Source organism: Nocardia harenae NBRC 108248 (assembly GCF_001612885.1).
GTDB lineage: Bacteria > Actinomycetota > Actinomycetes > Mycobacteriales > Mycobacteriaceae > Nocardia > Nocardia harenae.
Map to the genome: position 1 here is coordinate 325454 of NZ_BDBH01000011.1, position 14188 is coordinate 339641.

Sequence of the window (14188 nt, forward strand, 5' to 3'; positions counted from 1 at the left end):
CCGAAGCTCGCCGGCGGCGCCTCAGCGCTCGATCGGCCGCCGCACCAGAGCGGCGAGCATGCGCTGAGTCTTGGTTCGCCCGCGCAGCACCGGGAACCCGGCCCGCCGCACCTCGGCCTCGAAGCCGCGCTGGGCGTGCGCGGCGCGGGTGATCAGCTCCAGCGGCGTCTCGCCCTCGATCGGGGCGATGCGCATGGCCAGCTCGAGCAGGTCGAGCCCGCCCGCGGTCCAGCGCTCCACATCGAGGTCGAGGCGGCCGAGGCGGACGCCGGTCCAGCGGGTGGCGGCGATCGGGCCGACCGGCTCGAGGTGGTCGAGCGCGACGCCGGGGCGGGTGCAGGTGACCAGGAACTGCCGCTGGGCGGAGTTCAGCGCGCCGGTCACGTCGACGCCGGAGCGGGCCACCTCGGCCAGCGATCCGGGCGGGCGCACGCCGAGCACCGAGGCGGTGAGCGCGCGGCGCTGCCCGCACCAGTCGTCCTCGACCCGGTACTCGACCTCGGTGTCGGTGAACGGCTTCCCCCAGCGCCCCATGAGCTGGGAGCGGCGGCAGGGCCGCAGTTTGACCGTCAGATCGTCGAGATCGCCGCTGCGCAGCCGGATCACGAGGCCGCTGCCGAGCAGCGCGAGCGCGCCGTCCGGGCCGTCGGCGCGGGACTCGGCGAACCAGATCCGGCGCCGCGCCGCCGGGCTCTCCGCGCACCCGAGCACGCTCAGCGCACCGTCGACATCCGTACCGAGGTTTATCTTGATCTCGATCGGGGGGATCACCGCGCCGCCTCTCACTGCCGCACTCGGGGCGCCGCGGGAGGGCGGCGCCATCGCGGCCAAGCGTCACCCGGCGGACACGGGGCGGGCACGAGTACCGCACTACTCGACCGGGGTAATTCCCGCGACGGCCGCGATACCGGCCGTTAGGCTTCGAGTAGTCCACTACTCATGACCGGGGATGCTCTTCCCTCGGAAACTGTGCTTCCAATCCGAGATCGGCGCGCCGTGGCTCGCGCCCGCGTGTGGAGGTTCGTTGATGGTCGATGCACAGCCGACGGGAGCGCGAGCGGTAGCCCGCGCGCTCGGTCGTTTCGCGGAGAAGATCGATCACCGGGTCGGCTGGCCCCGGCTTCGGCCGACGCTGCTCGGCCTCGCCGTGCTGGCCGGGTCGCGGGAGCGGCTCCGCGCGGAGAATCTGTACAGCGCGGGCCCGCACCCGGGCGAGCTACCGCCCGAGCCGGCGAACCCGCACGTCCGCACGATCGACGGCTCCTGGAACGACCTCGCCGATCCGGGCGCGGGCGCCGTCGGCTGCCGCTTCGGCCGGAACTTCCCGCCCGCGCACACCTTTCCGGAGAGCGCGGAGCGGCTGCTCGACCCCAACCCGCGTACCGTCAGCCGCACCCTGCTGACCAGGGACACCTTCCGCCCGGCGAGCACGCTGAACCTGCTGGCCGCGGCCTGGATCCAGTTCGAGGTGCACGACTGGCTCAGCCACGCCGCCGACGACGACCGGCCGCACGAGGTCCCGCTGGACCCGGGCGACCCGTGGCCGCAGCACCCCATGACGATCCCGCGCACCAGCGCCCTCCCCGGCGAGCCGCCCACCTACACCACCGAGCAGTCGCACTGGTGGGACGCCTCCCAGATCTACGGCAGCACAGCGGAGTTCGCCGACTCCATCCGCAGCAAGGACCGCGGCATGATCGCGGTGGACGAGCACGGGCTGCCCCCGGTCGACATCGAGGCGCTGGCGCTGCGCGACGACACCGCGGCCAATTTCTGGGTCGGGCTCGCGCTGCTGCACTCGCTCTTCACCCGCGAGCACAATGCCATCTGCCTGCGGCTCTCCCGGCGCTACCCGGAGCTCACCGACCAGCAGCTCTACGACACCGCGCGGCTGGTGAACGCCGCGCTGATCGCCAAGATCCACACCGTCGACTGGACACCGGCGCTGATCGCGCACCCGACCACCGTCGCGGCCATGCGCGCCAACTGGTTCGGCATCCTCGGCGAGGGCATCAGAAACCGGTTCGGCCGGGTCGCCGACAGCGAGATCCTGAGCGGCATCCCCGGCGCGCCGATCGACGACAGCGGCGTGCCGTACTCGCTCACCGAGGAATTCGTCGCGGTCTACCGCATGCACCCGCTCATCCCGGACACCCTCACCCTGCGCGCCCTGGCCGACGACAAGCCCGGCCGCGAGCTGGACTTCCCCGACCTCGGCGTGGCGCACGTGCGGGAGCGGCTGACCGAGACCCCGATGGCGGACCTGCTCTACTCCTTCGGCCGCGCCAACCCCGGCGCGCTCACCCTGCACAACTACCCGAAGCACCTGCAGAACCTGGAGCGCCCCGGCTACCCCGCGCTCGACCTGGCGACCGTCGACATCCTGCGTGTCCGGGAGCGCGGCGTCCCGCGCTACAACGAATTCCGCAGGCAGCTGCGGCTCGCCCCGGCCGCGACCTTCGAGGAACTCACCGACGACCCGGCCTGGGCGCGGGAGCTGCGCGAGGTGTACGGCGAGGTGGAGAACGTCGACCTCATGGTCGGGCTCTACGCCGAGACCAAGCCCGACGGCTTCGGCTTCAGCGACACCGCATTCCGGATCTTCGTGCTGATGGCCTCCCGGCGGCTCGCCGCGGACCGCTTCTTCACCACCGACTTCCGCCCCGAGGTCTACACCGAGGCCGGCATGGCCTGGGTGCGCGAGAACGACATGCGCAGCGTGCTGCTGCGCCACTTCCCCACGCTGGCACCGGCTCTCGACGGTGTCGCCAACCCCTTCGCCCCGTGGCGCAGCACCGCGGACAGCCAGGAGAGGAACACCGACCGATGACCGACGTCGCCGAGCGCACCTACGTCCGCTACGCCCCGGAGCTGGAGACCCCCCGCGCCGACGAGGAGCAGATCATCGACCGGATCATCGCCGCGCTACGCGGCAACAACGAGCGCGCCTACCGCATCTACAAGCGCGGGCTGCGCGACGCGCACGCCAAGAGCCACGGCATCCTGCGCGGCGAGCTGACCGTCCCCGCCGACCTGGCGCCGGAGCTCGCGCAGGGTATGTTCGCCACCCCCGGCACCTACCCGGTGATCGCCCGGCTCTCCAGCACCTCCGGGGTGATCCGCAGCGACCAGCTGCGCGGTGTGCGCGGGCTCGGCATCAAGGTGCTCGGCGTGCACGGCCCGCGCGCGCTGCCCGGCGACACCGCCACCACCCAGGACTTCATCATGGTGACGCACCGGGAGTTCCTCTTCGCCGACGCGCACGCCTACCTCACCATCGGCATGCCGACCGCGGTGGCACTGGCCCGCATCCCCGACCCGCTGCTGCGCCGCGGCAGCACCCTGCTCGCCGCGGTGAACCAGCACGTGCTCGGGCGGATCAAGAAGCGGCTGCCGGAGAACCTGGCCGTCTTCGTCGCGCCGAACACCCACATCCTCGGCGAGCCCTTCTACTCCTCGGCCCCGCTGCGCTGGGGTGACTACGTGGCGAAGCTGGAGTACGTCGCGGTCTCGCCGGAGGCCGCCGCGCTGCGGGGCACCACGATCGACCCGAAGGCGGGGGTGAACGCGCACCAGGACTCGATCGTCGATTTCTTCGCCCAGCACGGCGCCACCTACGAACTCCGCGCCCAGCTCTGCACCGACCCCGCCCGGATGCCGATCGAAGACGCCACGATTCCGTGGCAGGAAGAGGAGTCACCGCACCGCACCGTGGCCACCGTCCGCTTCGAGCCGCAGGACCCGTACACCCCGGAGCGCCGCGCCTACGGCGACGACGTGCTCTCCTTCAACTCCTGGCGCGGGCTCGAGGCGCACCGCCCGCTCGGCTCGATCAACCGGCTCAAGCAGCGGGTCTACGAGGCGTCGAGCAATTTCCGGCACCAGGTGAACAACGCGCCGCGGGTGGAGCCGGGCGATGTCTCCGAGCTGCCGGATTGAGTGGATAGCCCGCGGATAGCGGCGGAGTGGAACGTGCACACCGCGGTTTCACAGCGACGACCGCATCGCGGTGCAGCAGAACAGGATCTACACTCGAGCACCATGCTGGAGCGCTGGCAACTGCTCGATCGCCCCGAAGAATCCCGTACCGTCCGCGCGGCGCTGACGGGCGACGATGCCGGTGGCATCGTCCTCGTCGGCAATGCCGGGGTCGGCAAGACCACGCTGGCCCGGATGGTCACCGCGGAGCTGGATGTCCCGGTTCGCTGGGCGGTGTGCACCGAGTCGTCGCAGGCGATTCCGCTGGGAGCCTTCGCGCCGTGGATCGACGGCTCCGCAACCCGTGACCCGCTCGCGCTGCTCACCGAGGCGCGCAAGAACCTGATCGCCGGCGACGACCCGGTGATCGGCGTGGACGACGCGCACCTGCTCGACCAGCTCTCGGCCACGCTGCTGCACCAGATCGCCGCGGAGCGCAGCGCCCGGATCGTCGCCACCGTGCGCAATGGCGAGCAGGTGCCGGGCGCGGTGCTCTCGCTGTGGAAGGACGACTACCTGGAGCGGCTGGAGTTGCAGCCGATGATCAAGGGCCAGTGCGTGCAGCTGGTGGAGTCGGTGCTGGCGGGCACGCTGGAGGGGCTCAGCGCCGACGTCATCTGGGAGTCCTCCGGCGGCAATCCGCTGTTCCTGCGGAACATGGTCGAGGGCGCGGTGGAGGCGGGCAACCTCACCGAGGTCGAGGGGGTCTGGCAGCTGCGCGGCCCGACCGCGGTGCCGTCGGGGCTGGTGGAGCTGCTGCACGAGCGACTCCAGCGGGCCGGGGACGCGGTGCTCGACGCGCTGCGGACGCTGGCGCTCTACGAACCGCTGGACCTGGACATCCTCACCGCGCTCGCCGACCCGGCCGCGGTGGACGCCGCCGAGCTGGCCGGGCTCATCCGGATCAGCACCGACACCCCGCCCACCGCGCGCTTCAGCCACCCGCTGCTCGGCGAGGTGGTGCGCAGGCAGATCGGCACCGCCACCGCACGGGCCCGCTGTGGCCGGATCGTGGACGCGCTGCGCGACCGCCCGCTCGACACCGCCGCCAGCCGCATCCGGCTGGCCCGGCTCTGCGTCGACAGCGACCGCCCCATCGACCCCGACCTGCTCATCACCGCCGCCAAGGACGCGGTGGCGCTGGCCAACCTGCCGCTCGGCGAGCGGCTGGCCCGCGCCGCGCACCAGCGCGGCGGCGAGCTGCGCGCCGCCGAGCTGCTCTCCCGCGCGCTGCTCTGGCAGGGCCGTCCACAGGCCGCCGACGAGATCCTGGCCGGCTACGACCCCGAGCAGCTCGACCAGCTGCAGATCGTGCAGTGGGGGGTGCCGCGGGCCAGCCTGCGCTTCTGGTCGCTCGGTGACGTGGCGGGCGGCCGCACGCTCATCGATGTCGTGGGCGCCAAGGCCGAGCACCCCGCGCTGCGGCTCATCGTGGATGCCGTGCGGGCGGCGATGGCGGTGCACGAGAACCGGATCGCCGAGGGGATCGCCGCCGCCGAGGCGGTGCTGGAGTCCCCCGAGGCCCCGCGCCAGGCGGTGGATTTCGCCGCCTTCGCCGCCGGGCTCGCCATGCCGGTGGCCGGGCGCGGCCTCGACTTCGGGCCGATCGCGGCGCGCAGCCGGGCCGAGCAGCAGCCGACCGACGGCATGATCCGGGTCATGGTCCGCTACTGCGACGTACTCGCGCTGACCACCGTCGGCGAGCTGGACGCGGCCGAGCAGCGGGCCGCGGAGTACAACGAGTTCTTCTCCTCCGGCCAGTTCCTCGGCTGGGCCATCGCCAAGATCGCGGTCGGCGTGGTCGCCACCGCGCGCGGCCGCTTCCGGGAGGCCATCACCGCCTTCGAGCAGGCGCTGGCCGCGCTCAATGCCGAGACCTCGCTGCCCTGGCAGCTCCCCGCCCGGCTGCTGCTGGTCCGCGCCTACGCCGCGCTCGGCGACATCGAGAAGGTCGGCAAGACCCTGGACGAGGCCGCCGAGCACGCCGGCGCGCACCTGGCCCTGCACGAACCGCAGCGCATGCTCGCCCGCGCCTGGGCCGCCGCCCCGCAGAACAGCGCCACCGCCGCCGAACTCGCCCGCCGGGCCGCCCGCATCGCCCGCTCCGCCGGGCAGTTCGCGCTGGAGGCCGAGGCGCTGCACCACGCCGCCCGCTTCGGCGACGGCACCGGCGCGGCCCGTCTCGCCGAGCTGGCGCCGAAGGTGCAGGGCGGGGTGGTGGCGCTCTACGCCCGCCACGCCGAGGCCGTCCATGCCAACCGGGCCGCCGAACTCGACGCCGTGAGCGCCGAATTCGAGGCGGCCGGGCTGCTGCTCTCGGCCGCCGACGCCGCCGCCCAGGCGGTGCCGATCCACGACCGGGCCGGGCAGCGCGGCCCGAGCGCCCGCTGCACCGCACGGGCCGCCGAGCTCTCCTCCCGCTGCGACGGCGCCACCACCCCCGCCATCACCGCCGCCAGCCGCCCGCTGCCGATCACCCCGCGCGAGCGCGAGATCGCCGCGCACATCGCGCAGGGGCTCTCCAACAAGGAGATCGCCGAGCGGCTGGTGGTCTCGGTGCGCACCGTGGAGGGGCACATCTACCGTGCCTCGATCAAGCTCGACGTGGCCGACCGGGAGCGGCTCGCCGACGTGGTCTGGCCCGGCGTGCGGCGCTGATCAGGGCCCCGGCCGCGACCTCAGTGCCAGGACCCGCGCCCCTCGGCCCCATTGCCCGCAGGCACGGCGTCCTGCGGGGACATATCGCCCCCGAGCCCCTTCTCCACCGCCGCGGCGCGAATCGCATCGACCACGATGAGTAGCGCGGCGCGGCGAGCGGTATTGGTGCGGTAGGCCAGCGACACCGTCCGGGTGAAGACATCGGCCAGCGCCACGATATCGACCCCCGGCGGCCGCAGCGCCAACCCGAGGTCGGAGACGAGCGTGACCCCGAGCCCCGCCGCGACCATCGCCATGGCGGTCGCCTGCTCCTCCACCTCGTGGTCGATCCGCGGCTCCACCCCCGCCGACTGGAACGCCAGCCGCACCGCGTGCCCGAAGTGCGACCGCGCGGGCGCCAGGATCCACGGGTGCTCGGCGAGCTCGGGCAGCGTCACGGTGGCCGCGCCGACCATGCCCGCGGGCACGCAGCCGTAGAGCCGCTCGACCGCGATCACCGCCCGCTCCAGCCCGCGATCCCAGGTGACCGGCGAATTCGAGTAGTCGAGCACGAAGGAGAGGTCGAGCGCCCCGTCCCGGACGGCGGCCGCCGTGGCCTCGGGCGGCAGCTCCCTGGTGCGCACCAGGATGCCGGGGTGCGTGCGGGCCAGCGACTCCAGCGCGTCCGGGAGCAGCCCGGAGGCGACCGATGCCCACACCCCGGCGGTGAGCTTGGCCGTCACCGACTCGCCGGCATCCTCCAGCGCCTGGGTGGCCCGCTCCACCGAGGCCAGGATCTCCTCCGCGTGCTCGGCGAGCAGCAGCCCGAGATCGGTGAGCTGCACCCGCCGCCCGCGCCGCTCCAGCAGCCGCGCCCCCACATCCCGTTCCAGCTGCGCGAGCTGCTGCGATACCGCCGAGGCGGTGTAGTGCAGCGCGCTCGCGGCGGCGGTGATGGTGCCGCGCCGATGCAGCTCGCGCAGCATGCGCAGGCGCGCCAGCGACAGGTCCATGAACCGAGCCTAATTCTTGTGCAGGAACCGTGAACACTGCCGTGAATGAACCGTTAATAGACGCGCGACCCGTTTCGGCCGCACGCTGGACGGACCGGGCACGCGCCATCGACAGCGACGACGACGTCCGGGCGGGGTACTGACGACAGGCTGGGATTTCCCCGTGGCGACCGAGTTAAACGCGCGATGAGGAGGTGGTTCTTCGTGACCACGATGCGGAATCCGGCCGGGGGCACCCCGGAGCTGACCGGAACAGCCACGGCGACGACGGCGCTGCCGGTCGCCCCCAAGGCGCTGCGCCCCCAGCCGTACATGCGGCTGCACTGGACCGATTCGGTCACCGGTGCCGTCGGCTACCTGGTCGTCCACACGCTGCGCGCGGGGCTCGCCACCGGCGGCACCCGCATGCGCGCGGGCTGCACGCTCACCGAGGTCGAGGATCTGGCCCGCGGCATGGCGAACAAGACCGCCACCTTCGACCTGCCGATCGGCGGCGCCAAGGGCGGCATCGACTTCGACCCCAAGGATCCGCGCGCGCTCGGCGTGCTGGAGCGGTTCTGCGAGGCCATGCGGCCGTGGATCGACGCGCACTGGGTCACCGCCGAGGATCTCGGCGTGCCGCAGCACCTGATCGACCAGGTCTTCGAGAAGCTCGGGCTCGGCCAGAGCTACCACGCCGCCATCCGGCGCGCCGCCGATCCGGCCGCCACCCTGGCCCGGGTCCGCGCCGGGCTCAACGCCGCGGTCGACGGCGGCTTCCTGCTCGGTGACGTGATCGGCGGCTACGGCGTCGCGCACGCCTGTCTCGCCGCCGCCGTCTCCTGGGGCCGCTCCCCCGCCGACACCACCGTCGCCATCCAGGGCATCGGCACCATGGGCGGCGCCGCCGCGCACTACCTGCACGAGGCGGGCATGCGGGTGACCGCCCTCGCCGACGCCGCGGGCACCCTGCACTGCGCCGACGGCCTCGACGTGCCCGCGCTGCTCGCCCTGCGCGACGGCTACGGCGAGATCGACCGCTCCCGGCTCCCCGCGGGCGTCGAGCAGCTCCCCCGCGGCGCGGTGCTCGCCGCCGAGGTGGACATCCTGGTCCCGGCCGCCATCTCGTACGCCATCACCCCGGACAACTCCTTCGACGTGCGCGCCAAGGTCGTGGTCGAGGCCGCGAACGCCGCCACCACCCCCGAGGCCGAGGCCATGCTCGCCGCCCGCGGCATCCCGGTACTGCCGGACTTCGTGGCCAACGCAGGCGCCGTGGCCTGGGCCTGGTGGCTGCTGCTCGGGCTGGTCGACGACAACCCGGAGTACTCGTTCGACCGGTTGCGCACGATCATGCACAGCAAGGTCGCGCTGCTGCTCGCCGCCTGGGCGGACCAGGGGGTCACGCCGCGCGACACCGGGCATCGCTGGGCCGACGAGCCCGGCACCGGGGTCACCGCGGTCGTCATCCCCTGATCGCGGCCATCCCGCCGGGCGGTCGGCGAACTCGGCTCGCACCGGCCCGGGGGCGGTCGCCGTCACCCTGATCGCCGGGCCCGCGGTCCACGCGCCGCGGGCTCAGCTCAGGAGGCGGTCCACCCGGAAGGTGCCGCACCCGCTGCCGCGCATGAGCCGTTGCGTCCGCTCGGTGGCGACCAGGTCGACCATCTCGTAGCCGGGCGGCCGGTCCAGCCAGCGGACCCGGGTGAAGGTGACGTTCGCCCCGTTCGCGGTGGCGCGCATCTCGAACCGGCCCGGCCGGGCGGCGCCATTGGTCACCAGCGGGTAGAACGCGAACTCCGTGCGCCCGTCCGGCTCCACGGTGAGCGTCAGCCCCGTCTCGCCCTGCGCGCAGGTGTACGACCCCACCCACTCCCCCGGCACCCCGCGCAGCTCCGGCACCCCCGGCGGCGTCGCCAGGGCAGCCCTGACGCACCGTCGGCGGCACAATAGCGATCGTGTTGCTCTCCGTTCTCGGGCCACTGCGCGCCACCGTCGCGGGCACCCGCGCCGATCTCGGCGGACCGCGCCAGCGGGCGGTCCTGGCCCGCCTCGCGATCGCGGGCGGCGAGGTGGTCTCCACCGACCGGATCATCGACGACGTCTGGGGCGGCGCCGACGTGCCCGCCAGGGCGCTGGCCACGCTGCAGGTGCACATCTCGCACCTGCGCCGGGCGCTGGAGCCGGGCCGGGCGCGCCGCACCCCGGCCGCGATCCTGGTCAGCGCCGCGCCCGGGTACGCGCTGCGGCTGCCGCGGGAGGCCGTCGACGCCTGGCACTTCGACGATCTCGTGCACCGCGCGGCCGGGGCCGAGCCGGCCGGGCAGCTGTGGTTGCTGGACGAGGCGCTGGCCCGCTGGCAGGGCGGCGCCTATGCCGAGGTCGCCGACGAGCCGTGGGCGGTGCCCGAGGTGGCCAGACTGACCGAGCTGCGGTTGCAGGCGGTCGAGCTGCGGGCCGAGGCGCAGCTGGCGCTCGGCCGGCCGGCCGTCGTGGTGGCGGAGCTGGAGCGGCACCTGCACGACTACCCGGGCCGGGAGGGCGCCGTGCGGCTGCTCGCCCTCGCGCTCTACCGCTGCGGCCGTCAGGGCGACGCGCTCGCCGCGCTGCGCCGCGCCCGCGATCACCTCGCCGACGAGCTCGGCGTCGACCCGGGCCCGGTGCTGCGCGGCATGGAGGCCGACATCCTCGCGCAGGCCCCCGCGCTCGACCCGCCCTCCCCTGCGCGACCACTGCCCGCCCCCGCGGTCGCAGAGCCGCTGCTCCCCTCCGCCGCCGCGCAACCGACGACCGGGCTTACCACACCGGCTCCCCTCGGCCGCGATGCCGAGCTCGGCGTCATTGCCGCGGCGGCGCGCGACGCCGCCGCGCACGGCGCCCGGATCGTGCTGATCGGCGGCGATGCCGGGGCGGGCAAGACCGCACTGGCCGAGGCCGCGGTGCGCGCACTCACCGCCGACGGCTGGCGGGGCAGGCGCGGCCGCTGCCCCGAGGTGGCGGGGGCACCGCCCGGCTGGGCCTGGGCCGAGGCGCTCGGCGCGGACTCCCTGACCGGCGACACCGCGCCCAACCCGTTCGAGCTCGGCCGCACCATCGCGGCGGCGCTCGGCACCGGCCGCACCGTCGTCCTGCTCGACGACGTGCACCGCGCCGACGACCTGACGCTCCAGCTACTCCGCCAGGTCGTCGCGCTGCTCGCCGAGCAGCCGGTCCTGGTGCTGGTCACCTACCGCCCCGGCGAGCGCGGTGACGAGCTCGACGCCACCATCGGCGCGCTGCTCGGCCGCACCGCCGCGCACCTGGTGCTGCGCGGCCTCGACCCGGCCGCGGTCGCGGCGCTGGCCGCGCAGCACGGCCTCACCGAGGCCGGGCCGGAGCTGCTGGCCATGGTCGCCGAGCGCACCGGCGGCAACCCGCTCTTCGTCCGGGAGCTGGCCCGGCTGATCGCCGCCGAGGGCGAGCGGGCGGCGGGCACCGCGGTGCCCGCGGGGGTCAGGGACGTGCTGCGCCGCCGGGTGGCCCGGCTCCCCGACCCGGTCGCGACCACGCTGCGCCAGGTTGCGGTGCTCGGCCGCGAGGCCGACCTGGAGGTGCTCGCCGAGGTCGCCGGGCGCGATCCGGACGACCTGCTCGACGCCCTGGAGGCGGCGGTGCTCGCCGGGTTGCTGGACGAGCCCGCCCCCGGCCGGGTCCGGTTCACGCACGCCCTCGTCCGCGACACCCTCTACGACGACACCCCGCTGCTGCGCCGCTCCCGGCTGCACACCAGGGCACTGGAGGTGCTCGGCGCCGACGCCGACGCCGCCGTGCTCGCCAGGCACGCCTCCGCCGCCGCCGGCCCGGCCACGGCGCAGGACGCCATCCGCTACCCCGTGGCGGCCGCCCGTGCCGCCGAGCGAGCGGGGTCCTGGCGCGAGGCCGCCGGCCAGTGGCGGGACGCGCTGCGGCTGCGCGAGCTCGCGGGCAGCCGGGCGACGGGCTCGGCCACCGAGCTGCTGGCGGCGGCGGTCCGGGCGCACGCCCGCGCGGGCGACGCCATGCGGGCGAGGGCCATCTACCTGGATGCCATCGCCACCCACCCGGACATCGCGGTGCTCGCGGCCTGGGACGCCCCGCTCATCTGGACCACGCGGGACGGCCGCGACCCCTCGCACACCGCCGTCGCCGCGCTCCGCGCGCACCTCGCCGGCGAGCTCCCCGACGCGACCAGGGTCCGGCTGCTGCTCGCGCTCTTCCGCGAGCTGGAGGGATACGCGGAGGCCGAGAGCCAGCGGGTGAGCGCCGAGGCGCTCGCACTGGCCCGCACCGTGCCGGACGCCAGGCTGCGCTGCGCCGCGCTGAACGTCAGGGCCTACGCGGCGCTCGGCCCCGACCTGCGCGCCGAGCGCCGCGCGGTGGCCGAGGAGTACCTGGCGGCGGCCGTCGAGGCGGGCCAGATCGACCACGAGGCGGTGGCGCACTGGCTGCTCTTCCTCGACTCCGCCGCGCACACCGACCTGGCCGGGGCGCGCGCCGAGATGGAGCTAGCGGTGGCCAGGTCGACCACCGGCCAGCTCGGCATCCTGCTCGCCGTGGTCGCCATCTTCTCCGCGCTGCTGGAGCTGCTCGCCGGGCACATCGAGGCCGCCCTGGCCAGCTACGCCGAGGTCAGCAGGCAATTGGCCGAGCACGGCGCGCTGAACGGCGCCGCCATGGCCACCGTCGGCCGGGTCGGCGCCGCCATGGCCCGCGGCGACCTCGCGCACCTGCGTACCGAACTCACCGCGGTGGACGCCGCGCTGCCCGGAATGATCACCGACGCGCTGGTGCTCGCGCTGCTGGACGCCGGGGACGAGGCCGAGGCCCGCCGGGTCTGGGCGCGGCGCGGCCCGATCGACCGCAACTACTACTGGCTCGGCTTCACCACGCTGCGTGGCCACGCCGCCGCCCGGCTCGGCGACACCGCGACCGGCGCCGAGATCTTCGCCGAGCTGCTCCCCTTCGCGGGCCGGATCGCCGGGCTCGACTCCGGCACCCTCTACGCCGGGCCGGTCGACGCGGCGCTGCACGCGCTCTCCGGCGACCCCGCCTACGCCCGCTCGGCGGCCGAGCTCACCGCGCGGCTCCGAACACCAGCGCCTCCCGGCGGCGGAACGGCACCGGGAGCAGCTTGATCATGAGCGCGACCGGGATGCCGCCCTCGCGGCGCGCCTGGTCCAGCTCGGCGCCGGTGCTCACCGCGAGGATCCGCGGCACCTCGAAGCTCATCTTGCCGCCGCGCTTGCGGATGGTCGCCTCTACCCGGTTCCACTCCTCGTCGGAGACGTACCGCGCGAGCAGCGGGACGATGGTGCGCTCCTCGTCGGCGACGTGCTCGCGCACGGTGGCGCGCAGATCGGCCAGGTCGGCGGCGAGCTCGGGCGCCACCGTGCGCGTGCCGCGCAGCGCCGCCGCGCCCGCCCGGACCCGATCCAGCTTGGGGTCGAGCTCGGCGTGGTCGTCGCTGAGCTCGGTGAGGTCGACGTGCGCCCCGGCGGCGCGCTCCAGCACCGGCCAGAGCACCTCGTCCTCGGCGCTGTGGTGGTGGTGGATGCTGTCGCAGAAATCGGTGAGGTAGGCGGCGACCGCGGCCGCGCGCCTGCGCTCCAGCGGGGTCCCCGCGAGCCGCGCCGCGAGCGCGGCGCAGCGGTCGAGATCGCGCAGCATGGCGCGGTGGGCGAGCAGGAGGCCGTTCGGTTCGTTGTGCATGACCACACCGTGCGCCCGGCCACCTGCGGGCCACCTAACCCGTACTTAACGAGTTCCCGGCCGGAAAGTCCGGGCGGTCCGGCTCACCGCCCGCACCGACCGCGAATTCACGCGGTACCTCCCCGGGCGGGGAATCCGGCAGTACCTCGACATCGGCACCGGCATCCCCACCGAGCCACTCGGGGCGCTGAGCTACGCCATCCGGGTCAGATATTGACCCCGTAGTCCCTGGCGATCCCGGCCAGCCCGGAGGCATACCCCTGCCCGATGGCCCGGAACTTCCACTCGGCCCCGCTCCGGTAGAGCTCACCGAAGACCATGGCGGTCTCGGTGGAGGCGTCTTCGGAGAGGTCGTAGCGGGCCAGTTCGGCGCCGGTGGCGCGGTCGACGACGCGGATGAAGGCATTGCGCACCTGGCCGAAGGACTGCTGCCTGGCGTCGGCGTCGTGAATGGAGACCGGGAAGAAGATATTGGTGATGGTGGGCGGGGCGCCGGCCAGGTCGACATTGATGGTCTCGTCGTCGCCCTCGCCCTCACCGGTGAGGTTGTCGCCGGTGTGCTCGATGCTCCCGTCCGGCGACCGCAGGTTGTTGTAGAAGATGAAGTGCTGGTCGGAGAGCACCTTCTGGTCGGAGCCGGTCGCGAGTGCGCTGGCGTCGAGGTCGAAGTCGACGCCGGTGGTGGACCGGACGTCCCAGCCGAGCCCGACCGCGACCGCGGTCAGATTCGGCGCCTGCTTCGACAACGACACATTGCCGCCCTTGGCCAAGCTGACACTCATTCGTGAACCCTCTCGCATCGCCGGAAATGTCTCCATCGACAGTAGCGGGGCGGCGGCGGGCGCACCGGTTCC

At 74.2% G+C, this 14188-nt stretch carries 10 protein-coding genes and 1 pseudogene; 6 read left to right on the forward strand and 5 right to left on the reverse strand.

Translation table 11 applies throughout. From position 1 onward, the window contains the following. Window positions 1–21: 21 nt before the first annotated feature. Window positions 22–771 (reverse strand): hypothetical protein, encoded by a 750-nt coding sequence (locus tag NH2_RS22795; RefSeq protein WP_157103921.1) that lies wholly within the window; start codon window positions 769–771, stop codon window positions 22–24. A gap of 256 nt (window positions 772–1027) precedes the next feature. On the opposite strand from NH2_RS22795, the gene NH2_RS22800 reads away from it, so the two are divergent. The 3 genes from NH2_RS22800 (at window position 1028) to NH2_RS22810 (ending at window position 6636) form a co-directional block, all read left to right on the forward strand. Beyond that, entirely contained in the window at window positions 1028–2830 is a 1803-nt protein-coding gene (locus NH2_RS22800; protein WP_084505783.1) for a peroxidase family protein, read from the forward strand. Further along, the gene (locus tag NH2_RS22805; RefSeq protein WP_067658008.1) at window positions 2827–3939 is read left to right on the forward strand and encodes a catalase family protein; all 1113 of its coding nucleotides are present in this window, start codon (window positions 2827–2829) and stop codon (window positions 3937–3939) included. The genes NH2_RS22800 and NH2_RS22805 overlap by 4 nt, the downstream gene beginning before the upstream one ends. Before the next feature lie 102 nt (window positions 3940–4041). After that, window positions 4042–6636 carry a LuxR C-terminal-related transcriptional regulator gene (locus NH2_RS22810; protein ID WP_067658010.1) on the forward strand — a complete coding sequence of 865 codons (2595 nt, stop codon included), beginning with the start codon at window positions 4042–4044 and terminating at the stop codon, window positions 6634–6636. A gap of 20 nt (window positions 6637–6656) precedes the next feature. On the opposite strand, the gene NH2_RS22815 is transcribed toward NH2_RS22810, so the two are convergent. After that, complete coding sequence (locus tag NH2_RS22815) at window positions 6657–7628, reverse strand: LysR family transcriptional regulator (protein WP_067658012.1); 972 nt, start codon at window positions 7626–7628, stop codon at window positions 6657–6659. Between the two features lie 312 nt (window positions 7629–7940). On the opposite strand from NH2_RS22815, the gene NH2_RS22820 reads away from it, so the two are divergent. Next, the gene (locus NH2_RS22820; RefSeq protein WP_067658238.1) at window positions 7941–9083 is read left to right on the forward strand and encodes a Glu/Leu/Phe/Val dehydrogenase dimerization domain-containing protein; all 1143 of its coding nucleotides are present in this window, start codon (window positions 7941–7943) and stop codon (window positions 9081–9083) included. A gap of 102 nt (window positions 9084–9185) precedes the next feature. Here NH2_RS22820 and NH2_RS22825 read toward each other — a convergent pair whose 3' ends face one another. Beyond that, window positions 9186–9509: a hypothetical protein gene (locus NH2_RS22825; RefSeq protein ID WP_067658014.1), complete on the reverse strand. Its 324-nt coding sequence runs from the start codon at window positions 9507–9509 to the stop codon at window positions 9186–9188. Window positions 9510–9565: 56 nt separating this feature from the next. Between NH2_RS22825 and NH2_RS22830 the strand changes: the two genes are divergently transcribed. Next, window positions 9566–12760, forward strand: a complete 3195-nt coding sequence (locus tag NH2_RS22830) for an ATP-binding protein (protein ID WP_245650719.1) — start codon at window positions 9566–9568, stop codon at window positions 12758–12760. On the opposite strand, the gene NH2_RS22835 is transcribed toward NH2_RS22830, so the two are convergent. Next, a complete protein-coding gene (locus NH2_RS22835) occupies window positions 12699–13334 on the reverse strand; it encodes a hemerythrin domain-containing protein (protein WP_067658241.1) in 636 nt (211 codons plus the stop codon). The two genes, NH2_RS22830 and NH2_RS22835, sit on opposite strands and share 62 nt — an antisense overlap. Window positions 13335–13428: 94 nt before the next feature. On the opposite strand from NH2_RS22835, the pseudogene NH2_RS29000 reads away from it, so the two are divergent. Further along, window positions 13429–13551, forward strand: a pseudogene (locus NH2_RS29000) (SAM-dependent methyltransferase); the annotation flags it as partial. Here NH2_RS29000 and NH2_RS22840 read toward each other — a convergent pair. Continuing rightward, window positions 13541–14116 (reverse strand): TerD family protein, encoded by a 576-nt coding sequence (locus NH2_RS22840; protein ID WP_067658020.1) that lies wholly within the window; start codon window positions 14114–14116, stop codon window positions 13541–13543. The pseudogene NH2_RS29000 and the gene NH2_RS22840 overlap by 11 nt on opposite strands. Between the last annotated feature and the right edge of the window lie 72 nt (window positions 14117–14188).